The following is a 23,422-nucleotide window of genomic DNA, read 5'->3' on the forward strand; positions in this document are numbered from 1 at the left end:
ATGGGTCTAATTTGTAAAGGTCTAATTTCTCCCAATCCAGATTTTAGAAATCAAAAACTTTAACTTAAAAAATATCTGCAGGATCTGCTGAACGTAATTTTTGGGTTGCGAACGCTCCAGAAACCATACACATAATTATTGTTAAAGTTAAAACCATAAATCCTTTTCCTAGGGTCATAAATAATGGTAATTTTGTTGCGCTGCGAATTAATCCGTAAAATATAGTAGAGGTTAAAAAACCAGGTAAATACCCCAAAATAGCCAAAATAATAGCTTCTTGAAATACAATGCTTAACAAATAGAGATTGCTGTAACCCATAGCCTTAAGTGTGGCATATTCGGGAAGATGATCTGCAACATCGCTGGATAATATTTGATAGACTACAACCACACCGACAACAAAACCCATCACCACACCAAAAGTGAAAATAAAGCCAATAGTGGTGCTTTCTTGCCAATATTTTTTCTCAAAATCAATAAATTCCTGAAGAGTCAAGACTTTTACATCATCTTGTAAATAAGAACGTAATTTAGTTGCTACTGTTTTTGCATCGTTCCCAGGTTTAAGAGTAATTAAGCCTACATTAACTTGACTGGCTTGTTGTCCAGAAAAAATTCTTAGGAAGTTTTGGTCGCTGGTCATGACGCTACCTTCAGCAACAAATGATGCGCCAACACTGTACAAACCAGTAACATTTACCCTACGCCCTTCTAATTCTGTAGTCATCGGTTGACCTTGGCTAATTTGAGATATCAGCTCCTGATATTTACCTGCAGAATTTTGGTCAAAAATTAATGTATTTGGGTACTTGATCGAATTTAAATTTTCATTAACTCCGGGTAAATTGAATGGTGAAGAACTGGGGTTAAAACCAAGTACGAGAATTGTTGACTTAAGTTGGGTTTGCTTATTTTTCCAGACTCCCAAGCTCAGATATAAGGGAGAAGCCGATTCTATTTCCGGTAAGTTGCTAGCCTGGAATAAACGCCGCCTAGGAAAACTATTGATGTTACCTAAATACTGAGCTTGGGGACTAATTAAAACAATATCCGCATTTAAAAAGCTTTGCAAACGGGTCGTACTATCAAATAAAGCCGTTTGAAATCCTATCTGCATTAACATTAATATATCAGCAAAAGCAATACCTGAAAGCGCCACCATAAAACGTCCTTTTGTCCGCACTAGTTGACGCCATGCTAAGGGAATTTTTCGTTTAAATTTAATCATAGGGTGTTAATTTCTACGTTTACTTGCAGGTTAGTTAGATTGGCAACTTTTTGACTTGCTGTTTTTTCTAGGCGAATTTTGACTTCAATTACTCTCGCATCAGTGTCAGATGTGGGATCGCTATCGAGAATATCTTTTTTCGCAACTTGCCAACCAATGGTTTCTACTTTTCCTTGCAACTTACCATTAAAGGTTTTATTAAGGCTGGTGATGGTGGCAGTTTGACCAGGTCGAATTTTGCCAATGTCACTTTCGTAAATTTCTGCGATCGCATACATTTGGTCTGTTTCAGCCATTTCTACAATGCCCTCATTCCCGGTTGTTTCCCCTGGTTTAGTGTTTATCTTGAGAATTCGACCAGCTTTGGGAGCACGAATATATGTTGAATCTAGTTCTGTTTGAATACGCTTTACGGTAGCTAAAGCACTATCTATTTCTGCTTGTGCATTTGCGACATCCGTGGGTCGCACTTCCATTGTTTGATTGAGTTGTCCTTTTGCTTCATTTATCTGCTGTTGTAAAGTTACAATAATTTTTTCCCGCTTGGCTTTTGCTTCGTTTATCTGTTGTTGTAAAGTCGCAATTGTTGTTTCTTGCTTGGCTTTTGCTTCGTTTATCTGCTCTTGCAAGGTTGCAATAGTCTTTCTTTGAGTCGCTTGACTTTCCAAAAGTTGCTGAGTTGATGTTTCTGCTGTCAAACGTTTGTTTTCTACTTCCTGACTGGAAATAGCACCTTCTTGAAATAAGTTTTCGAAACGTTTCACTTCAGTTTGAGCATTACGTTTTTGGGCTCCACTACGGGCTACAGTTGATTGTAAAATTCGTTTTTGACCTTGGAGTTCTGCTTCTAAGCGGTTGACAGTTGCTCGCTGTGTGAGAGTTTCTCCTCGTAACTGTACCTTTAATCGAGTAATCTCTGCTTTTTGGGTTTGAGTTTCCCCCTGTAGTTCAGCTCGTAAGCGATTAATAGTAGCCTCACGGAAAGCAATTTCTCCTTGTTTCGCACCTGCTCGTACTTGAGCCAGACGAGACATTGCAACTTTCACCTGCTGTTTAGCTTCATTTAAACTGGCTTCCTTTTGATCCCGCTCTTCTAAAATAGCAATCAATTGTCCAGCTTTGACTTTCTGCCCTTGTGTAACTAAAACTTTTGCAACTAGACTACCTTGACCAAAACTAGAAGGAGCTGATATCTTAATAACCTCACCACGGGGTTCTAATCTTCCTAATGCGTTGATTGTGGTAATTGTAGGTTTGGGGTTGACAGCTGTCGTAGCTTTATTTGTCTCGCTTTGGGAACGATTTAACGATACGAAGCTGATTCCCACCATTACAATTGAGATAATGCTCAGTGCCAGCAAGGTACTTCTACTGCGTGAGAATAATAACTGTTTCTGGAGTAGTTTTAGTTTTGTTGTTAAAACTGTTAATTGTTTCTTTTGCTGCATAATATAAAGTTTTTAAGTCTTTTTCCTTAGACGGAAATTTGGAGCTAAGGGTATGTTTTTAATATTTCATGGTTGCGATTGAAGTGGATAGGGGAAAGGGAATGAATGACCTAACAAACAAGTTTTTTCTGGATAGTTGTTAATTGCATTCATGGTTTGAATTGTAGATTAATCCCCGCAAACAACGCGTCCCATTATCCCCTTATCCAATTTAGACCTAAAATCTAAAAATCATACCTTTGAAAAGAGGTTTAGAGAAGAACTAATTTAAATATTTTACTTCGCTGTGTGGGTAGTAACTTCAACAAATTTGCGTTCTAAAGCATGTTTAAATTCCCTGTGAGAGCGTGTTTCGAACGCTGAAACATTTTGTTCTCTCACATCTAGATTAAATAGTTCACATACAGTTTGGAGAGTCAAGCGTCGTACTTCCAAATCCTGCTGTGTTCGTAGTTGAACCATTGGTTCGTGAAGAATTTTATTGATAATACCTTTGGTTAAAGATTCTAGTACTTTTCTATTTCTTTCAGAAAATTCACTACCCAGGCGTGATACAGCTTTTTTCAATTCTTGCTCGCCAATACTTTCTACTTTATTTCTAAGACAACTGATTGTAGGGAGTATTTCTAGTGATTGAAACCATAATAGAAAAACTTGTAATTCTTCTTGGAGTAATACTTCTGCTCTCTGTGCCATTTGGCGTCGAGTCTCTTGATTTTGTGCTACAACCGCTTGTAAATCGTCGACATTATAAACTGCAATATTTTCTAATTCATTGACATCAGCGTTCACATTACGAGGAACAGAAATATCAAACAACATTAGAGAATGATTTTTTGGCAGTGCTTGTTCCAGTTTAACTCGATCTAATATGGGTTCTGGTGCAGAAGTACTGGTAAATACAATATCAGATTTAACGATCGCACTCATCATCTCTGATAGAGAATACAATTGGAATTTGTGATTTGGAAATTTACTTGCTAATTCCTCCGCACCGGTGAAAGAACGATTGACGATCGAAATTTGGACAGCATTTTTTGCTAATAGATGCTTGATCAATAAACCGGACATTTTCCCAGCACCAATCACGGTTATATTGTATGCTGTCAAATCCTGGACTTTCGTCTTAGCTAATTCTACGGCTGCAGAGCTAATGGAAACCGCACCAGAACCAATACTAGTTTCATTACGAATTCGCTTACCTGCTGTAATTGCCTGTTTGAATAAGCGATCTAATATCTTTTTCAAACCTTTGTATGTTTGTCCTAGTCTATAAGCTTTTTTGACTTGGCACAAAATTTGCCCTTCTCCTAGTACTAAGCTTTCTAAACCAGCAGCTACTCGCATTAAATGTAACACTGCATCTCTGCCTGATAAAGCAAATATGTGTTTTTGTAACTCAGAAACGGAAGTTGTAGCAGTTTCTGCTAAAAAATGATTGATTTCTTTTACACCTTGTTCGATATGTTTGACGACGGCATAAATTTCTAACCGGTTGCAAGTACTAATAATTGCAGTTTCGTCAATGTGAGGTAGTTGAAGCAAATTTGCGATTGTACTTTCTAATTTTTGTTCTGAAATACTGAGCTTTTCACGAATCTCAACTGATGCTGTTTTATGGCTTAAACCGACAACTATAATATTCATGTTACTCTCCTTTAAATGTATTCTGTAAATTAAATCACTACTACAGCTAGGGTAATAATGAAGTGGGAACAGATTCTAGACCATACCCATTCGAGTTATTTGACTCACTTTGATTAGGCTTTAGATTCAAATTCTTAGCCAGATGTTTTTGTTGCAACTTACGCAGAGAAACGCCCAAAGCATCAGCAGCAACATGAATTTCTTTGGACATATCTGGTAATGGTTGAGGGTCTAGACTTTCTATAACTACTGTATCTTCATGGGCAAGTGCCCGATCGAGCTTCACAAATAGTTTATCTACCCAAGAAAATGGCAAAACATTACGGTACAAAGTACGTTTAACTAAAGTTGTTTTTTCGTCAATTGGGCAGTAACTTGCTAAAACAGCAAATTTGATATTAAGTCTACTGTCTCCACCTACATTAATTTCAACAAGTGTAAAGTTAGGTAAATAAAAGCTTAATCTTAATGTTACTTGTGGACGTCCACCCAGTAAAACGTTTAGAAAACTTTTTGAACTACTTAAAGAATCAAAGGTAAATTGAGCAACTGCGCTACTATCCTGTTCTTCAACTTTATATTTAACAGTAGAATTGAGTGGGATTCTTTGACCAAAGGATGTTCTGTGGACAGCAATAACATGGGCGAAGTCAAGATTAGTCTCCATGACCCGCATGTAATTCGCAGCATCTAAATGTGCGTGGGAAACAGGGTGCATAGATGAAAATATGGATTCTGGAATAGTTGGTAAGGAAGGACGTTCTGCTTCTGGTAAGTCTCCATAGAACATCCAAACATATCCATATTTTTCTTGCACTGGGTATGTTTGAACTTTAGCTCTTTGGGGAATAGGCGTTCTAGGTGCATTTGCAGGTATGTCAATGCATTTACCATCTGATAAAAATTTCCATCCATGGTAAGGACAACGAATACAGCCATCTTCTACCCAGCCTAAGGAAAGAGCAGCACCACGATGGGGACATTGGTCTTTCATCATGACTACTTGCCCTTGAGTGTTGCGGTAGACAACAAATCTCTGATTAAATAGGATAATTTGTTTGGGCTTATTAGTGACTTCTGAACTAAATTCGCAAGGGTACCAAAAGTTTTGCAACATCATCATTGTCATTGTGTCCTTATTGGTGATTGTTTTTGTTAAAATTATTAGGGTAAGAATGAGTCTTATTTACAGTTTTTTTCATTACTTGGTTTAGAAAGTTTGGTTTAGAAAAGATATACCCAAGCTAATAAAACTCATTACCAGGAATGAAATTAGTTAACTGATGTAGTAGTAGTTTTTAGTCGATGTTCGTGGTATTTATCTGATTTATTTTGTTCGCCTGTATTTAATGTCAGATATTTTTGTCGCAACTTACGATAAGTTATTTGTAATATATCAGAAGCAACGTGGACTTCTTCTGATAAATTAGCAGGAAGAATGGGGGAATATATAGATTCTGCAACTACTTTATCCTCAATATTGGCTTTGAAGCTACTTTTCTTGAATAGAAAATCTAACCAAGGATAAGTTAAAAAACTACGGAACTGAATTCGCTTAATTATGGTAGTGTTATCATCAATCGGAATGTGGGTACCAAAATTTACAAGTTTACCCTCTGCAGAACTGGCTTCTAGTTTATTGATGTTGGGTAAGTAAAAACTAATTTTTGATTCTACTTTTGATGTTGATGGACGCACAAAATATTTTAAAAAATTATTTTGCTTATGGTATTTTAATAGGTCCACTTTAGCGCTGGCACCCCAATCGGTGATTTTTAGATCGTACGTTTCAATCTTTTGGTCTAACTTAAATCCTTTACCAAAAGAATTACCATGTATGATTGGAACGTGGGCAAAATCAATAGCATTTTCTAAGGTGCGAGTATAGTGAGCATTGACCTTAAATTCATAATAGATAGGATGTAAAGTTGGATCTTCAAGTTCTGGTAGTGATGGAATTGGTGGACGTTGTTCTTCAGGTAAGTCTCCATAGAACAACCAGATAAAACCATATTTTTCTTGTACTGGATAGGAGTCTACGCGAGCTTTTTTCGGAATAGCAACTCCTGATTCATTTGCAGGGATATCAATACATTTACCATCAGCTTGATATTTCCATCCATGATAGGGACAACGAATACAGCCATTTTCTACCCACCCCAAAGAGAGAGCAGCACCGCGATGGGGACATCGATCCTTGAGTGCTATTACTTTTCCTTGAGAATCGCGATAGAAAACAAATTTCTGTTTTAACATCACTATTTGCTTCGGTTTATTAGTGATTTCTGAGCTAAATGCACAAGCATACCAAAAGTTTTTTAACATTATTTGCTCCTAAGTTAGTTAGTAGGTTAGTTAGATATATGGTGTTGCGGAATTATCGGGTGATTTTGTTCGATTAAATAAGTGCTTGTTCCTTGGGATGTGCAACTTGTTCGTATTCGTATTGGAAAAAGCCAGGGTTTAGTATTCCTTGGGGGTCATATTTGCGCTTCATCTCATTGAGCTTTAACCAATAATCACCAAACTGTAATCGCCATTTTGGAAGATCCAAATCTGACCAACTTGCAATATATCTTTTACCACCCATTTGAAATCCCAATTCTGTCAAGTAATTCATTTTTTCTAAAACAGGTTGAACATGAGATTTTGGAACACTAGGATACATTCCAAATCCAACAAGAAAATCTTCTTCTGGTAAGGAAAACATAGGCATTTTGCTATTTTTCTTAAGCATGCTAAACGAACCAATTGGCGTATTCCTAAAATCTATGAAAGAAGGTGTTATTTCAAGAGCGGAATCAATATACTCTTTCGCCATAGATCCTGGTAAAATCACATCCAACCAAGGATGAGCGTGACTTTCTGGAAATGTCATTGTCATAGTTGGTTGGATAAATTTCTCAAAGGTGAGGTTTTCTGTGTAGATATGACGGTAAAAGTTGAGTTGGGAAAGGAATTTGTCATCATTCATCTCTGCTTCTGAGCTAAACTCCCGAGTAATTTGCATTCTATAAAACCATTTGATCAGAGGTTTTAAACCATTATTCCCCGTCCTAGATACTCCCATAATGCAAGGAGAAAATAAACACATTAAGGCATCAACCAAATTTTCTGATGCTGCTAGAAAATATTCATCTTTTAATAGAAGATTCAGATCGTCATAACAGAGAAAATAAGTACGAGTGAAGGGTTGGTATTTTCTTAGTCGATGTTTTACTTGAGTAATGATACCAAATTGACCATAACCGCACAGAACGTGGTTAAAAAGTTCACTATTTTCCTCTGGATCGCACCAAACGATATCACCATTTGCTGTTACAACTTCCAAACCCAGACAATTATCTGCTTGAGTTCCATAGCGAAAAGAACTTGGACCTAAACCACCAGCAGAATGGGTTCCTCCTATAGTGACACCGAAGTAATTGGTAAGAACAGGAGGAGTTACACCATTTGGTAAGGATCTATCAACTACCTGTTGCCAAGTAACACCAGTATCGCCTTTAAACCATAATCGATCTGGGTGAAATTCGTGAATTTGATTCAAACCTCTCATATCCAAGAGGATTCCATCATTATTAAGTGATTGACCACTTAAAGAATGTCCTGCTGCTTTTGATGAAATTGTTAACCCTTGTTTTTGAGCGTATTTAATTGAAGCTGCAATATCAGCAGAATTTTGAGGACGAACAATAACTTGAGGTTTTTTCTGAATTATACCTCCAAAATCTTCAGAAACAGCAAGTAAATCTTCTTTTATGTTACTTACTTCTCCGCTAATAATATTTTTTAGATCTCTAACAATACTGTTCATGACTATTCTGCCTATTTTTATGATTTTAGTTAGTAAATTCTGAGTAAAAGTAGGAACTAGATATCAACATAATTTTAATAATTAAGTTTTATTCTAGTCCTCTTATTCATGCAAACTAGGCTAATAAACGCCTTTTTAAGGTTTTAAATCCAATCTTTACTAAGGTCGGAGCTAGTTTGAATAACCCTAGTATTTGAGACAATGAATTAGATTTATTCTCGATGGTTTGCATTGCTGTTTTGGCTGGCCTTTCATATTTGAAGACACAAGCACATTCTCCTTCTGCTTGTTTACTCATAATAGAGGCCTTCATTCCAGGGAAAGCTCTTCTCGCAGCTTCTTGTTCCATCTCACAAAGAACTTGACAAGGTGTCTCAAATCCATATTCTTTTGCGAGATTTAAAACTGGACAAACTCTCTGAATTTCTAATGCTGCATCTATTCCGTTCTGAGAAATATCCACTATTTCCGTTGTAAATCCCATAAGTCTCAAGAGGGGAATTGATTTTTTAAAACCCTCAGCAAGAGTATTTTCATCAATAAAAGCCCCCATTAATGCTTTCTGTTGTTCGGGATATTTCTCTAGCATTTTCTCATATGCAGCAGCTTCTCCCATTTCATTTATTAGCCTTTTATACCTGCTAAATCTCTTCCTAAATAGGTTTGTGGCTTTGGATGTATCCATTTGTAGGATATCTTCCATACGTAAGTCACCACCACCCATTTTTTCTTTCATTTTATATCTCCTTATTTGTTTATAATCCTTTACAGTTATTGCGGAATTAAGAAAAAACTTGAGAAAAAATAAACAAAGAAGAAAGTAATGGTAAAGTATTTTAAAATTTGAATAAGAGCCAATACTATTTCGACTTCTACATTACTTATTAATTGATTCTCTTCTCTGTAATTACTGACTATTCTTGTTGAAATATTGTTGTTAGTTTTGTTTAGATCAACACTCCTATATTTAAGTTGTAAATCTTCCAGATTAGGTAATTTTTTGGTTTCCATTACCACCAACTCCTATATTTTTGGAATTTTTATACCCATGTTGAAGGATGTTTGAGTAATTCCCTAAGTCTTGCTTCTTGAGTACCACTTAAGGGTTTATCATCATATTCCCAACAAGCTCCTGGAGGCATACAATTAAAAACACTTTGGGAATTAACCATACCGCTTGCTAAACCAAAACGTAAACCTCGATCACTTGTCAGAATAAACTCAACATAGCGTCCGCGAACAAGATGTTGCCAATGCTTATTTTCTTTAGTAAAAGGCATATTTTTCCGTTTTTCTACAATGGGTATATATGCAGGAGCAAAGGCTTTAGTGCAGTCTGTGACAAAGGAAAGTAATTGTTGTATATCTTCTCCTTTAAGATTGTCAAAGAAAATACCACCTATGCCTCGACTTTCACCACGGTGGGGTATATGAAAGTAGTCATCGCACGATTTTTTGAAGCGAGGGTAATAGGAAGAGTCATAACGATCGCAAACTTGTTGATGTACCTTGTGAAAATGAGTAGCATCTTCTTCAAATAAATAAGCTGGGGTTAAATCCGCACCACCACCAAACCACCAAGAACCAGGTTGAGAACCATCACCAATTTGAAAATAGCGATAATTAGCATGGGCAGTTGGTACCATGGGGTTATGAGGATGAATAACAAAACTAGCACCAGTAGCAAAGAAAGGAGTACCTTTATCATCGGTGAGCCCATCTACTTCTTTTGTTGCTAAAGCACCTGATGTCTGGAATGTCATTCCCGGTGGAAGTTTACCTGTAAGAGCTACATAATTAATCCCAATTTTTTCAAATACATTACCGTTATGTAAACTGCGGTCAATATATGTAGTATCTTCACTACTTTCTCCAGGTACCCAAACTCCGTTTAGATCGCGATTCCAGGATTTCTCACTTAATTTTTTACCGTCTATTTGTTCTAAGGTTTGACAAGTATTCTCAAACATCTGTTGAAAAACTTTATCTGCGATACCACGCATTTTAGGTTGTTTTACAACTGATTCTTCTTGAAGTTGAACCATTTTTATTACCTACTAAATTGACTAATTGATGTCTGCAATTTATCAAAATGGAAAAAATATATTTTTACTTTCCAGAAACTACTCCATTTGCCCAATCTTGGGGTTTTAAGAAGGTGTCATATAGTTGTGCTTCCGGGGTATTAGCTTTTGGTTGATAACCATACTCCCAGCGTACAAGGGGTGGTAAAGACATTAAAATCGACTCGGTACGTCCGTTAGTTTGCAAACCAAATAGGGTGCCACGGTCATAAACTAAGTTAAATTCTACATATCTACCTCTGCGATATAATTGGAAGTTACGTTGATGTTCGCCATATTCCATTAACCTGCGTCGTTCTACTATTGGTAAGTAAGCAGTGATGAATGATTCTCCGCAAGTACCGACAAAGGAAAATATTTCTTCCCAAGGGCAGGGTTTAGGGATACCAATTGTATTGCTGACTATCGCCGCTGGGGAATCAGAATTACTTCCTCGATATAATTGACCTTCCCCATCTTGATAATCAAAGAATATACCACCTATCCCACGATTTTCTTGACGATGTTTGAGATAAAAATATTCATCGCACCAAGGTTTAAATACTCGGTAATAGTCGGGATGATGAGCATCACAAGCCTGCTTGAGGGTGGAATGAAAATGAACTGCATCCTCTGCAAATGGATAGTAAGGCGTTAAATCTATACCACCACCAAACCACCAAATCGGACCTGCTTCAAAGTAACGGTAGTTTAGATGGACTGTTGGTACATAGGGATTTTTAGGATGTAAAACTAAGGATACACCTGTGGCGTAAAATTTATGACCTGCTGCTTCTGGACGTCGGCTGAGAATAGAAGCTGGAAGATGGGAACCCCAAACTTCAGAAAAATTAACTCCTCCTTGTTCGAAGACATTACCATTTTGCAGAATGCGCGATCGCCCTCCACCTCCCTCAGGACGTTCCCAACTATCTTCTTTAAATTTGCCAGTACCATCTATTACTTCTAAATTACTGCAGATTTGTGACTGCAAATTTTGCATGAACCGGCTAACAATAGCCTTACTATTTTTTGGAGGTAAAGATTGAGAAGTTTTCGCTTGAGAAGATTTAACTTGCTGAGTTGAAACAATTGTCATAATATCTCACTTTTGTTTCTATTTCTACTGAGAACTACACAATTACAAACTTACGGATTGTTTGAGGGCTAAAGTTTTTGACTTTGCGAAGCGATTGGATATCATCCTCAAATACTTATAGGAGATTTTGAACTTATAGGAGATTTTGACAAATCTTTATACCCACAATCAAAGGAATTTTACGGTCAAATTCTATGTTAATTATTCCCGCTCTGTAACCAACGAGCCGCATCTTTAGCATGATATGTCAAAATCAAGTCTGCTCCAGCCCGTTTGAAGCTCGTGAGAGTTTCCATAACTACTCGTTTTTCGTCAATCCAGCCATTGAGAGCAGCGGCTTTAGTCATGGAGTATTCTCCAGAAACATTATAAGCAGCTACAGGTAGATTACTATTTTGCTTAACGCGCCAAATAATATCCATGTAGGCTAAGGCTGGTTTAACCATCAGTATATCCGCACCTTCAGCGATATCAAGTTCAATTTCTTTAATAGCTTCCCGAGCGTTACCGGGATCCATTTGATAGGTGCGGCGATCGCCAAATTGGGGAGCTGAATCTGCGGCGTCACGGAATGGACCATAATAGGAGGAAGCATATTTGGCTGCATAGGACATAATTGGTATATCTTGATAACCATTTGCATCTAATGCACTTCGGATTGCACCTACAAAACCATCCATCATTCCAGAAGGAGCAATGATATCAACGCCAGCATTTGCTTGAGAAACTGCGGTTTTTTTCAGCAGTTCTAATGTGGGGTCATTCAAAACACGCCCAGTTAAGTCATTTAATTGCAAATATCCACAATGCCCATGACTGGTATATTCACATAAACAGGTATCTGCAATAACGATTAATTCTGGTACTGCTTTTTTGATCGCGGTTGCTGCTTTTTGAACTATACCACAATCATGCCACGCACCTGTTGCTTCTATATCTTTATCTTCAGGAATGCCAAATAGAATGATTGCAGGAATACCTAACTGATAAACTTCTTTGGCTTCTTCTACTACTTTGTCTACCGATAACTGGTAAACTCCAGGCATGGATGATACTTCTTTGGCTATCGCTGTACCGGGTACAGCAAATAGGGGATAAATTAAGTCATTGGTGTTGAGGACTGTTTCTCGTACCATCCGACGTATTTGGGGATGGTTTCTTAGGCGACGAGGACGATGATTTGGAAACATAATTTATCAAGGAAAACTACTGAGTATTGGGTGAGGAGATTTACCTTTGTAGCAATAATATTCTGGGTCAGTAGATAGGTTAGGAATTTATACCTCAATTTTTGTTTCAAAAAAGGTAGGAAATGGGAAAGGGTGAAGAGAAAGACAAATCCTAACCAGAAGACAGAATGCTATGTATCGTAACTTCCCATCTATAGATATTTGTACGTGTATTTTGACTGATTACCTATGTGTTTGGTAAATTTCTGATAAGATTTCCTGTGCTCCCATGTTGCGTAGGTTATCAGCCAGTTGCAGACCTAGCAGATCTGGGTTTTTAGAGCTTCCAGTGACGGAGTCTTTGAGCATCCTTTTACCATCGACGCTTGCGACAAAACCAGTCAATGTCAGAGTCTCTTTGTCTAGATGACTGTTAACCCCAATAGGTACTTGACAACCACCTTCTAAATCTCTTAGGAAAGCACGTTCTGCGGTAACGCAAATACGGGTAGGTACATCTTCAATGTTTTTAAGTAAGGACAATATTTTTTTATCATCACTTCGACATTCAATACCTAAAGCTCCTTGTCCGACAGCATGTAAAGATATTTCTGGTGGTAACACTTGATGAATGCGCTTGTCCATCCCCAATCTTTTTAATCCTGCTACGGCTAAAATTAATGCATCGTATTCGCCGTTGTCCAGTTTTGCTAGACGAGTATTGAGGTTCCCGCGCACATCTTTGAAGGTAAGGTGGGGAAATTTATGCCGCAACTGGGCTAGTCTGCGCAGGGAGGATGTACCAATAACTGTACCTGCTGGTAATGTATCAATTTGCCTATCTTTGTACTTTTCGTGGACAACTAAAGCATCTGCAGGATTTTCTCTTTCTGTAACTGCTGCTAATACTAATCCTTCTGGTAAACGAGTTGGTAAATCCTTGAGGGAGTGAACGGCAAAGTCAACCTCCCGATTTAGCATTGCAATTTCTAGTTCCTTGGTAAATAGTGCTTTATCACCAATCTTAGATAGTGCAACATCCAGGATTTTATCACCTTGGGTAGAAAGTTTTTCAACTTCAAAGGATATATGAGGAAAGTGTTTTTGGAGTTGTTGTTGGACCCAATAGGTTTGAACTAAGGCTAATTCGCTTTTGCGAGAACCAATACGAATTGTTGGAGAAAGAAGAGAAGTTGTAGGTGTCATAGTTTTTAGTTACTTAGTTACTTAGTTACTTAGTTGCTTGCTCGATTGAGTTATTTGGTCATACTAATTTCCAGCTTTGTTGCTACACTTCCATTTATAAGAGAGAAAAGGGAACAGGTTATAGAAAACAGATTTAAATAATTGATGTGTAGCAATATTTTTTGAAATTAGTATTTGAAATTAGTATTTGAAACTAGTATTAGTTAAAATCTATAGATGAGTAATTGAGCCCCTTGACAGTCTCAAAAAAGAAACCAACGTTTTCTTCAGGAGTATTTTGTAAGACTCCATGACCAAGGTTGAAAATATGTCGGTTTTTCCCAGCTTTACGGACTGTGTCGATAATCCGCTCGCGAATCAAATCTTGAGGACCAAATAAAATACAGGGATCTATATTTCCTTGAACGCCAATATTGGCTCCAAGTCTTTGTCGTGCAACAGCCATATCAACTGTCCAATCTACACTGACAATGTCTACACCGGATTGTCCCATTAACTCGAGTAGTCCACCACTATTCTTGATGTAAAGGATTATGGGAGTGCTTGGATGGATTTTTTTGATATGTTTCACTACCTGTTGTATGTAAGGTAGAGCAAACTTTTTAAAGTCTTCAGGACTTAATTGTCCAGCCCAAGAATCAAATAGTTGCAAAACTTGAGCGCCACAATCTATTTGATAACAAGCATAGGTAGCGATCGCTGAAGCTAATTTTCCTAAAAATTGATGCAGCATGGCTGGTTGATAGTAAGCCATTTTTTTGATGATGGCATAGTCTTTTGAACTTTTACCTTCAATAGCATAAGCTGCTAATGTCCAAGGAGCACCCACAAATCCCAAAACCGTGGCTTGATTATCAACTTCTTTTCTGAGGGTAGTTAAAATCTGACGGATGAATGGTAAAGATACTTCTGGTTCCAATGGTGTGAGAGCATCAATTTGTTCCTGAGTGCGGATTGGAACTTCAAATACCGGTCCTTTACTTTCAACGATATCAAAAGGAATCCCAATACCTGGTAGTGGTGTCAAAATATCAGAGAACATTATCACACCATCTGGTTTAAAAGCATGAAAAGGTTGCAAAGATATCTCTACAGCAATTTCGGCGTTTTCCGAACGCTCGCGAAATGAAGGATGTTTTTGGCGTAAATCCCGATAAACCTTCATGTAACGACCTGCTTGACGCATCATCCATACTGGGGGACGATCTAGTTCTTGACCCCGAGCAACTTGCAATAATTTATGTTCGATCATTTTGCCTCTTACGTTACAGATTACAGTTTTGAACTCAAGGTAAGCTCGTTTGCTTCCCCGTCTTGTTGTAAAGAATAAAAAATTTACCTGCGGTTAATAAACTGTCATTTATGCTGCATTATGTACACTTTTATGTATTTTTAATTCGATAATTACAAAAATATAGCTCCATTAAAAATCGATCTATATCCACGGTTTGGAATAGCTATGCATCAATCATATTTTTGTCTAAACTTTTTACCTAAACTACTGTAAGCCTTTTGAGGTAATCTTTTGAAGATATAGATGCGGATATATTTAGTAATGTATGATGCTGTTGGTCAATTCTCACAGGGTTAAACCCCTCGCCCTCAAAACATGAATATTGCGTTGTTTTTATGTCCTGTAATAAATTGTGAGCTAAAATCCTAAGTCAGTTCCAAGGAACTGAAATTCAGAAAATTAATACAATTTAGAACTGATGGGTTAGACCCCTTTTTAATTCGCCAACAGCATCATGTATATGTAGTTCGCATTTATTAAAGCTAGACATTAATAATTATATTTTTATTAACGATCCTGAAAGGTCTGTAAACTATAGCAAACAAATCGTTATAGCTGAAAAAAACTTTACAAATTTTAATTTATTATTCCGATAGTAGAGTAAATGAAAGAGAAGTGATCCATAAATCTGGAGAAACCAATGCAAATATCTGAGAAAGTTGTGGAGACCTCAGTAAAAAAAGCAATTGTCATTGGAGGTGGTATTGCTGGCTTGACCTTCGCACGTGCTTGTCTTGATATGGGTATAGAAGTTGAACTATACGAAAAGCGTCAATTGGATGAAATGCTTTCTGGACCAGGAGGTATTTTTATTCAAAGAAATGCAATGCGAGTTTATAAACTCCTGTGGGAAGGAAGAATTTATCAACGCTTGTACGAACAGGGAGGTAAAATTCTAAGTGGTGGTTTTTCCAGTAAAAAAGCAACTCTCCTGTATGTTAATACTCCAAAATTTGTCGGGGAAGAAGATCTAGGCGTATGTCTTCTGAGACCTAAACTGCAACAAATTTTGTACGAGACATTACCTGAAGATACAGTAAAAACAGGCTTTAACTTCTCGCATTTTGAGGATAATGGGGAAAATGTAAAAGTTTACTTTGAGGATGGTAGCACAGCGACAGGAGATATTTTAGTAGGTGCTGATGGTCTTTACTCCAAAGTACGCGCTCGCCTAAATGGTACTGAAAAGCAACAAGAGCCATTGTACAGTGGTATGTGTTGCTGGAGGGGATATTTCAACAGTTCGAAGGTAACACTAGATGAAAGATATAGTTGGATGGAATACTGGGGACGGGGAAATCGCTTTGGATATTTTGATGTGGGAGGAGGAGAATATTCCTTCTACGGTTTTAATAATAGCGAACCTGGCGGTAATGATGACAAGGTTGGTGGAAAACTCAAAGCTTTGCAGTTACTGTTTTCTGATTATGCTGAACCCGTACCAAGTATTATTCAGACTTTAGATGAAAGCACAATTTATCGAGATGATATTTTTGATCGGGAACCTTTGGGTGTTGAGTGGGGAAGAGGTAGAGTAACTTTAATTGGAGATGCAGCACATCCCTTCCAACCCAATCTCGGTCAGGGAGGTTGCATGGGTATAGAAGATGCATTTGAACTTGCAAAAGTACTTACTTTCACATCAGATGATAAGCAAGTTCCATCAGTATTACGTCAATTCGAAAGTCAACGCAGTCCAAGGGTAGATCGTGTCTTTACTGTTTCCCGTCAGGTAGGAAATCTGGGACAAAGCAGTTCTGTAATGGGATGTTTCTTCCGCAACTGGATTTATAAATTAACTCCCACTTGGTTAGCAGATTTACAGTTTAAATGGTTATTTGACTACCAACCTTCATGGGATCATAACTCCTATCCTGGTGAAAATTTATCTAATTAAGTTAGAGGAAAGTGTGAGGAGTGTGGGGAATTTGGGAGACGTGGGAAGAAAAGGAGAAATTTTTATCAGTTATCTCAGAGTAAGAAAGGAGTAACTACCATTTCCTATCCCCTATTATTTTCATCTTCCATTACCCATTACCCATTACCCATTACTGTGCGCTGTGTACACTTACGTGTCCCGCTTTGCTAACGCGCCCCGCTTCGCTAACATTACTTATTACTTATTACTTATTACTTATTACTTATTACTTATTACTTATTACTTATTACTTATTACTTATTACTTGTTACTTGTTACTTGTTACTTATTACTTATTACTCATTACTCATCATTCCCGACGTCTCCCCTGACCAAATAAAATCTTTTTGGACTCTTCAGTGACGGTTGATTGTGTATTTATTTCTGCAGCTTTAGCATAAGCTTTTTGGACAGCAGGACGTGCTTTTATTACTTCAAACCATCGCTTAACATGGGGAAAATCATTCAGGTCTTGTTGTTGTCTTTCGTGGGGGACAATCCATGGATAAGCAGCCATATCTGCAATTGAATATTCCCCTGCAATAAATTCTCGGTCGGTAAGTTGTTCGTCTAAAACACCATATAGACGCTCTGTTTCTTTGACATACCTATTAATTGCATAGGAAATTTTTTCCGGTGCGTAGGTGACAAAGTGATGATTTTGACCGAGCATCGGTCCTAGTCCGCCCATTTGCCAAAATAACCATTCCATTGTTTGAGTTTTTCGACGCAGGTCTGTGGGTAGAAATTTTCCAGTTTTCTCCGCCAAGTATTGTAATATGGCACCGGACTCAAAAACACTGATGGGCTCACCACCGTCAACAGGGTTGCGATCGATAATTGCGGGTATTTTATTGTTAGGGGAAATCTTTAAAAAATCAGCTTCAAACTGTGCTCCTGTAGAGATATTTACAGGTTTGATCGTGTAGTTCAATTCAGCTTCTTCTAAAAAAATTGTAATTTTATGTCCGTTGGGAGTTGTCCAATAATAAAGCTCTATCATGTTTTAAAATTTCCCCAAGAAGGTGTTTATGAATCAAAAATAAAAAATGTTGAAACAATTATACGCCTATTTGATATTCACATTGATTGGTCAGGGCGCACCGATGTGCGCTCCTACAAAATAAATTAACGTCTCAACTTATCTCTTATAAAGTTGAGTCATTTCCAACAATCGTTGACTCAACTCAGAAGTTAATAAATTAGAACCGGTATAACGCCAACGCCAGTTACCAGGAATAACACTAGGATCGTTCATCCGTGCCGAATTATCTAAGCCTAAAATGTCCTGTAATGGTAAAACAGCCAAGTCTCCCACGGAAGCTAAAGCCATACGAATAAATTCCCAGTTGATTTCTTTAACATCTTCTGGGGAGTCATAACCCAAGTACTTTGCTACATGTTGTTTCTCAGCCTCACCAGTTGTTTGCCACCAACCAACAGCTGTATCGTTATCGTGGGTACCGGGATAAACTACACAGTTGGGAATGTAATTATGGGGTAAATAAGGATTATCAGCATCCCCACCAAAAGCAAATTGCAAGATACGCATTCCTGGAAAATCAAAGCGATCGCGCAATTCTTCAACTTCGGGAGTAATAATCCCCAAATCTTCCGCCATTACTGGTAAACTACCCAAACTATTACCCAAGGTTTCAAAAAATTCCGCACCGGGAGCTAGTACCCATTCACCATTAATTGCGGTTTCTTCGCCAGCTTTTACGCGCCAATAAGCTTCAAATCCCCGGAAATGATCGATCCTGACGATGTCCACATATTGTAATGTGGCACGAAAACGTTCGATCCACCAAGCATATTTAGTTTCCTTTAATTTATCCCAGTCGTAAACTGGATTACCCCACAATTGACCTGTAGCACTAAAGTAATCGGGTGGTACCCCAGCAATATATGCCGATTCTAGGGTTTCAGGATCTAATTGGAAAATTTCTGGGTTTGCCCATACATCCGAACTATTGTGGCACACATAAATCGATATGTCCCCAACTATTTGAATATTTTTATCATTGGCATATTTTCTAAGTTCTTTCCACTGCTCAAAGAACTTAAATTGTAAGAACTTACGGTATAAAATCTGGTCTTTTAGTTCTTCATTTTTGGCTTTGAGAGCATCGGGAACGCGACGTGCAACACTTTTATCCCAATAATTCCAGGCTTTATATTCGTTTGCCTCTAATAGAGACATAAATAATACATAGTCATCTAACCAAGCCGACTGTGACTGACAAAAGTCTTCAAATTCGGGATTAGATTTTTCAGCTAAAGATTGCCCAAATCGTTGATAAGCTAGTTTAAGGATTTGAGTTTTGTGGGGAATCGCCTCATCAAAGTTAACCCGTTGGGGATTATCTTGAGCACTTGGAGATAGGGGGATTAATTCATCTTGATTCAGTAACCCTTCTGTAACCAACTGTTCCAAACTAATCATCAGGGGATTGCCTGCAAAGGCGCTGAAATTCATTGTGTAGGGAGAATGTTCGTATCCTGTCGGTCCCAAAGGCAGAATTTGCCATAATTTTTGACCGCTATTCGCCAGGAAATCGATAAATTCATATGCGGATTCTCCTAGATCGCCAATACCATGATGGCTAGGTAAAGAAGTTGGATGTAACAAAATTCCACTGGCTCTGGGAAAACTCATGACAAATTCCTGATACTGATTTGCGTTGGAAGACACTAATTTACTTATGAGGTTTTAGGCATTCAATCGTCAACCCCTTAAGGGTGAGGTTAATGTCCGTGAAGAAATCCTTTCACCACCAAATAAGTACTTATACCCTTGACAGTTAATATTTTGTATTTGAATGCAATGCCGGTACAACCACAAAACTTTAAATTAATCAAGCACAGTTGATAACAATTAATTCCAAGCAGCAATTGTGCTTTGTAAAATAGCGTATGGGAATAAGGCAGTAGATATTACGATTATGCAAAATCCATTATTAAAAGACGACCCCCTTTGGTTTAAAGATGCAGTAATTTATGAGGTTCCGGTACGTGCTTACGCGGATAGTGATGGTGATGGTATCGGAGATTTTCGCGGTTTAACGTCCAAGTTAGATTATCTTCAAGATTTGGGAGTTACAGCAATTTGGCTATTACCCTTTTTCCCCTCACCATTACGGGATGATGGTTATGATATTGCTGATTACACCAGTGTTAACCCAATCTACGGCAATTTAGAAGATTTTAAAGCTTTTTTAAATGCTGCTCACCAACGGGGTATTCGGGTAATTATCGAACTGATTGTTAACCATACTTCCGACCAACATCCTTGGTTTAAAAGAGCACGTAGAGCCCCTGCAGGTAGCGCAGAAAGAAATTTTTATGTTTGGAGTGAAAATCCAGAGAGATATTCGGAAGCGCGGATTATTTTCCAGGACTTTGAAAATTCTAACTGGGCATGGGATCCTGTAGCTAAGGCTTATTATTGGCACCGTTTTTACTCTCATCAACCAGATTTAAACTTTGAAAGCCCTGAAGTACAGAAAGCCCTATTTGAGGTGGTTGATTTCTGGTTAGAAATGGGTGTGGATGGATTGCGTTTAGACGCTGTCCCCTATCTATACGAACTGGAAGGGACTAACTGCGAAAATTTAGACGAAACCCACGCTTTCTTGAAAAAACTGCGATCGCACATCGATCATAAATTTCCCAACCGGATGTTGCTCGCTGAAGCCAATCAATGGCCTGAGGACGCAGTAGAGTATTATGGTGCAGGGGATGAGTGCCATATGAATTTCCATTTTCCCCTAATGCCACGTTTATTTATGGCTATTCAGCAGGAAGATAGTTTTCCTATTACTGATATTTTGCAACAAACGCCATCAATTCCCGATAACTGTCAGTGGGCGTTATTTTTACGCAATCACGATGAGTTAACTTTGGAAATGGTCAGCGATGAAGACCGAGATTATATGTATCGGGTTTATGCGCAAGACCCCCAAGCTCGGTTAAATTTGGGTATCCGCAGAAGGTTAGCGCCTTTGTTGGGTAATAACCAACGTCAAATAAAGTTGATGAATGCTTTGTTAATGTCCTTACCCGGAACTCCCGTACTTTACTACGGTGATGAAATCGGGATGGGGGATAATATCTACTTGGGCGATCGCAATGGTGTGAGAACTCCAATGCAGTGGAGCGCTGATCGCAATGCTGAATTTAGTAAGGGAAATCCCCAGAGGTTATACGCACCGGTAATTATTGAACCGGAATATCACTACGAAGCAATTAATGTTGAAGCCCAACGAGAAAATTCTAATTCTTTGTGGTGGTGGACGAAGCGTTTATTAGCAACTAGAGCCCGTTTCCAAGCTTTTGGTCGGGGTACATTTGAGTTTTTGTATCCAGAAAATCGCAAGGTATTAGCTTTTACTCGTACCTATAACGGCGAACATATTTTAGTTGTTGCGAACCTATCCCGATTTGTACAGACGGTAGAATTGGATTTATCGGGATTTAACGATATGGTTCCAGTGGAAATTTTTGGACGTACCCAATTTCCTCCCATTGGTGACGACCTTTATTTCTTGAGTTTAGCTCCCCATACCTTCTATTGGTTTACTCTCCAATTACAACCAAGTCTTACCTGTGGAGTACGGGGTTACACTGAACCGTCCCTATTAGAAATTAACGAATCTTGGCACAATGTATTTAATAAACCTGAAACTAGGGTTGCTTTAGAATCTGTTTTATCTGATTATCTATGTAGTTATCCTTGGTTTGGTGGTAAAAGTCGGGTTATTCAATCAGCCCAAATTCGCGAAACTTTTCCTTTATCCTTCCGTAATAGTCAAATCGAGATAATTTTATTACAAATTAACTATACCGAAGGCGATCCAGAAACCTACGTCGTTCCTATGGCTTATGAAGCAGGTAGTAAGGGTAAAGACCGCTTAGAAAACAATCCAGAACAGGTTATTGCTCAAATTAAACTCCGGGACAAAGATGAAGTTGGGGTTTTATTTGATGCTTTTGGCGATCAAGAATTTCTTGATTTCCCCTTAGATATAATCGCCCAAGGACATACCTACAAAGGTAACATCGGGGAACTCGCAGCAACCCAAACAGAAGCATTTAAAGAATTATTTGGTAATGAAAAAGATGCTGCAGGTGATACTAATTTAGAACCACGTTTACTAGGTGGTGAATATAGTAATAGTGCAATAATTTATGGCGATCGCTTTTTCTTTAAACTGTTCCGTAAGGTAGAAGAAGGAAGTAACCCAGATTTTGAAGTTGGTTGTTTTCTCACAAAGAGTTCTACTAACAAAGGTATACCCCAACCAGAACACTTTGCAGCGATCGCAGGTGCTTTAGAATATCGTCGTCGCGGAAGTCATCCAATTACCCTAGGAATTTTACGCCAATATATTCCCGATATTACTGATGGTTGGGAATATAGTTTAGATACCCTGCGGGACTTTTTCGAGCAGGTAATGGTCAAATTAAATGATGATGTTGAAATTCCCATTCCGCCATCATCTCTAGTAGAAGCCTTAAAAGTCAAAATCCCCGATCTAGCTTATGAGTTAATGGGGTCTTATTTGCGTTCTGCTCAATTATTAGGACAACGTACCGCAGAATTACACATGGCTTTAGCTTCAGCAGATGAGGAAGATACGGAATTTGCTGCTGAAACATTTTCTACATTTTACCAGCGCTCGATTTATCAGTATATGCGTAACCAAGCAGGTCAGGCGCTATTATTACTGAAAAAACAATTGGGTCATCTTAATTCTGACATTCAACCCCTTGCTCAAACAGTACTTAACAGTAAAGAATTACTTTTGGATAGATTCAAAAAAATCTTGAATCAAAAAATTAGCGCTATGCGGACGCGCTGTCATGGTAATTACTCCCTCAAAGATGTACTTTACACCGGTAAAGATTTTATAATTATCGATTTTGAAGGGGAAGTTTCCCGTCCTTTAAGCGAACGTCGTATGAAGCGATCGCCTTTGCGTGATGTTGCGGCTATGCTAGAGTCTTTTTATTACGCCAGCTGCATCGGTTTGCGTAATGAAAAGGAAAGCGGTTTAATTCGTCCGGATAATTTGGCGTCGATGGAAAACTGGACTCAATTTATGCACACTTGGTCTGGAGTAGCATTTCTGCAATCCTATATGGAATTAACTGCAAATGCACCGTTCCTTCCCCAAGATCCCGCAGAATTGCAAGTATTGCTTGATGCTTTTGTGTTAGAGAAAGCTATTCTTGATTTGGATTACGAACTTAAGAATCGTCCCGATATGGTGGAAATTCCTTTGGAGCGGTTGTTTGATTTGTTGGAGTCGAGTAACGGTAACTATTAATTGGTATTTCCAGTTAATTATTTCCCAGACGCAATATTAATTAAATGATGATGTAGAGACGTAGCATGCTACGTCTCCACCAATGTCTTGTGGGTAATGCACAATTAATATTTTCCCCGCACATATAGCGCTACATGATGTCGAGAAGGAGGAGGTCACATCATGGATAAGTTATATCATGTCCGCTTAATTACTTATGAAAAA

The 23,422-nt window shown here is 38.1% G+C and carries 17 protein-coding genes; 2 read left to right on the forward strand and 15 right to left on the reverse strand.

The window, feature by feature from the left end:
- Nucleotides 1–64: 64 nt before the first annotated feature.
- From devC to hemE, 13 genes are all read right to left on the reverse strand, one after another.
- Nucleotides 65–1,228: an ABC transporter permease DevC gene (gene devC, locus BC008_RS05415; RefSeq protein ID WP_027844058.1), complete on the reverse strand. Its 1,164-nt coding sequence runs from the start codon at nucleotides 1,226–1,228 to the stop codon at nucleotides 65–67.
- The gene (locus tag BC008_RS05420; protein ID WP_036265937.1) at nucleotides 1,225–2,676 is read right to left on the reverse strand and encodes an ABC exporter membrane fusion protein; all 1,452 of its coding nucleotides are present in this window, start codon (nucleotides 2,674–2,676) and stop codon (nucleotides 1,225–1,227) included. The genes devC and BC008_RS05420 overlap by 4 nt, the downstream gene beginning before the upstream one ends.
- A gap of 276 nt (nucleotides 2,677–2,952) precedes the next feature.
- On the reverse strand, nucleotides 2,953–4,323 hold the full coding sequence (locus tag BC008_RS05425; protein WP_063800744.1) for a glutamyl-tRNA reductase: 1,371 nt from the start codon (nucleotides 4,321–4,323) through the stop codon (nucleotides 2,953–2,955).
- Between the two features lie 46 nt (nucleotides 4,324–4,369).
- A complete protein-coding gene (locus tag BC008_RS05430; protein ID WP_235595803.1) occupies nucleotides 4,370–5,446 on the reverse strand; it encodes an aromatic ring-hydroxylating dioxygenase subunit alpha in 1,077 nt (358 codons plus the stop codon).
- A 149-nt stretch (nucleotides 5,447–5,595) separates the two neighbouring features.
- Complete coding sequence (locus BC008_RS05435) at nucleotides 5,596–6,648, reverse strand: aromatic ring-hydroxylating dioxygenase subunit alpha (protein WP_027844056.1); 1,053 nt, start codon at nucleotides 6,646–6,648, stop codon at nucleotides 5,596–5,598.
- Between the two features lie 73 nt (nucleotides 6,649–6,721).
- Nucleotides 6,722–8,137: an FAD-binding protein gene (locus BC008_RS05440; protein ID WP_058183312.1), complete on the reverse strand. Its 1,416-nt coding sequence runs from the start codon at nucleotides 8,135–8,137 to the stop codon at nucleotides 6,722–6,724.
- Nucleotides 8,138–8,252: 115 nt separating this feature from the next.
- Nucleotides 8,253–8,873: a helix-turn-helix domain-containing protein gene (locus BC008_RS05445; RefSeq protein ID WP_036265935.1), complete on the reverse strand. Its 621-nt coding sequence runs from the start codon at nucleotides 8,871–8,873 to the stop codon at nucleotides 8,253–8,255.
- A gap of 35 nt (nucleotides 8,874–8,908) precedes the next feature.
- On the reverse strand, nucleotides 8,909–9,148 hold the full coding sequence (locus tag BC008_RS05450) for a hypothetical protein (RefSeq protein WP_027844054.1): 240 nt from the start codon (nucleotides 9,146–9,148) through the stop codon (nucleotides 8,909–8,911).
- Nucleotides 9,149–9,177: 29 nt separating this feature from the next.
- Nucleotides 9,178–10,182 carry an oxygen-dependent coproporphyrinogen oxidase gene (gene hemF / locus BC008_RS05455; protein ID WP_027844053.1) on the reverse strand — a complete coding sequence of 335 codons (1,005 nt, stop codon included), beginning with the start codon at nucleotides 10,180–10,182 and terminating at the stop codon, nucleotides 9,178–9,180.
- A 64-nt stretch (nucleotides 10,183–10,246) separates the two neighbouring features.
- Complete coding sequence (gene hemF / locus BC008_RS05460; protein WP_153009522.1) at nucleotides 10,247–11,299, reverse strand: oxygen-dependent coproporphyrinogen oxidase; 1,053 nt, start codon at nucleotides 11,297–11,299, stop codon at nucleotides 10,247–10,249.
- A gap of 197 nt (nucleotides 11,300–11,496) precedes the next feature.
- Nucleotides 11,497–12,489, reverse strand: coding sequence for a porphobilinogen synthase (gene hemB, locus BC008_RS05465; RefSeq protein ID WP_027844051.1), 993 nt, complete (start codon nucleotides 12,487–12,489; stop codon nucleotides 11,497–11,499).
- Nucleotides 12,490–12,711: 222 nt separating this feature from the next.
- On the reverse strand, nucleotides 12,712–13,674 hold the full coding sequence (hemC, locus tag BC008_RS05470; RefSeq protein WP_027844050.1) for a hydroxymethylbilane synthase: 963 nt from the start codon (nucleotides 13,672–13,674) through the stop codon (nucleotides 12,712–12,714).
- Between the two features lie 199 nt (nucleotides 13,675–13,873).
- Nucleotides 13,874–14,926 (reverse strand): uroporphyrinogen decarboxylase, encoded by a 1,053-nt coding sequence (gene hemE / locus BC008_RS05475; RefSeq protein ID WP_027844049.1) that lies wholly within the window; start codon nucleotides 14,924–14,926, stop codon nucleotides 13,874–13,876.
- 682 nt (nucleotides 14,927–15,608) lie between these two features.
- Between hemE and BC008_RS05480 the strand changes: the two genes are divergently transcribed.
- Nucleotides 15,609–16,865 (forward strand): FAD-dependent monooxygenase, encoded by a 1,257-nt coding sequence (locus BC008_RS05480; protein WP_036269262.1) that lies wholly within the window; start codon nucleotides 15,609–15,611, stop codon nucleotides 16,863–16,865.
- Nucleotides 16,866–17,196: 331 nt separating this feature from the next.
- Here BC008_RS05480 and BC008_RS05485 read toward each other — a convergent pair whose 3' ends face one another.
- Nucleotides 17,197–17,889, reverse strand: coding sequence for a glutathione binding-like protein (locus tag BC008_RS05485; RefSeq protein WP_027846228.1), 693 nt, complete (start codon nucleotides 17,887–17,889; stop codon nucleotides 17,197–17,199).
- Nucleotides 17,890–18,027: 138 nt separating this feature from the next.
- Nucleotides 18,028–19,581 (reverse strand): 4-alpha-glucanotransferase, encoded by a 1,554-nt coding sequence (gene malQ / locus BC008_RS05490; RefSeq protein ID WP_268768201.1) that lies wholly within the window; start codon nucleotides 19,579–19,581, stop codon nucleotides 18,028–18,030.
- Nucleotides 19,582–19,831: 250 nt separating this feature from the next.
- On the opposite strand from malQ, the gene treS reads away from it, so the two are divergent.
- A complete protein-coding gene (gene treS, locus BC008_RS05495; RefSeq protein ID WP_027846226.1) occupies nucleotides 19,832–23,218 on the forward strand; it encodes a maltose alpha-D-glucosyltransferase in 3,387 nt (1,128 codons plus the stop codon).
- The last annotated feature ends 204 nt before the right edge of the window (nucleotides 23,219–23,422 follow it).

The sequence above is a fragment of the Mastigocoleus testarum BC008 genome (assembly GCF_001456025.1).
Classification (GTDB): Bacteria; Cyanobacteriota; Cyanobacteriia; order Cyanobacteriales; family Nostocaceae; genus Mastigocoleus; species Mastigocoleus testarum.

Coding starts and splice junctions, on each gene's coding strand:
- BC008_RS05425 (WP_063800744.1), bottom strand. CDS start 4,323: ATGAATATTATAGTTGTCGGTTTAAGCCATAAAACAGCATCAGTTGAG.
- devC (WP_027844058.1), bottom strand. CDS start 1,228: ATGATTAAATTTAAACGAAAAATTCCCTTAGCATGGCGTCAACTAGTG.
- BC008_RS05445 (WP_036265935.1), bottom strand. CDS start 8,873: ATGAAAGAAAAAATGGGTGGTGGTGACTTACGTATGGAAGATATCCTA.
- BC008_RS05440 (WP_058183312.1), bottom strand. CDS start 8,137: ATGAACAGTATTGTTAGAGATCTAAAAAATATTATTAGCGGAGAAGTA.
- BC008_RS05435 (WP_027844056.1), bottom strand. CDS start 6,648: ATGTTAAAAAACTTTTGGTATGCTTGTGCATTTAGCTCAGAAATCACT.
- BC008_RS05420 (WP_036265937.1), bottom strand. CDS start 2,676: ATGCAGCAAAAGAAACAATTAACAGTTTTAACAACAAAACTAAAACTA.
- BC008_RS05450 (WP_027844054.1), bottom strand. CDS start 9,148: ATGGAAACCAAAAAATTACCTAATCTGGAAGATTTACAACTTAAATAT.
- treS (WP_027846226.1), top strand. CDS start 19,832: ATGCAAAATCCATTATTAAAAGACGACCCCCTTTGGTTTAAAGATGCA.
- hemE (WP_027844049.1), bottom strand. CDS start 14,926: ATGATCGAACATAAATTATTGCAAGTTGCTCGGGGTCAAGAACTAGAT.
- BC008_RS05485 (WP_027846228.1), bottom strand. CDS start 17,889: ATGATAGAGCTTTATTATTGGACAACTCCCAACGGACATAAAATTACA.
- hemC (WP_027844050.1), bottom strand. CDS start 13,674: ATGACACCTACAACTTCTCTTCTTTCTCCAACAATTCGTATTGGTTCT.
- hemF (WP_153009522.1), bottom strand. CDS start 11,299: ATGACAATTGTTTCAACTCAGCAAGTTAAATCTTCTCAAGCGAAAACT.
- hemF (WP_027844053.1), bottom strand. CDS start 10,182: ATGGTTCAACTTCAAGAAGAATCAGTTGTAAAACAACCTAAAATGCGT.
- BC008_RS05430 (WP_235595803.1), bottom strand. CDS start 5,446: ATGATGATGTTGCAAAACTTTTGGTACCCTTGCGAATTTAGTTCAGAA.
- BC008_RS05480 (WP_036269262.1), top strand. CDS start 15,609: ATGCAAATATCTGAGAAAGTTGTGGAGACCTCAGTAAAAAAAGCAATT.
- hemB (WP_027844051.1), bottom strand. CDS start 12,489: ATGTTTCCAAATCATCGTCCTCGTCGCCTAAGAAACCATCCCCAAATA.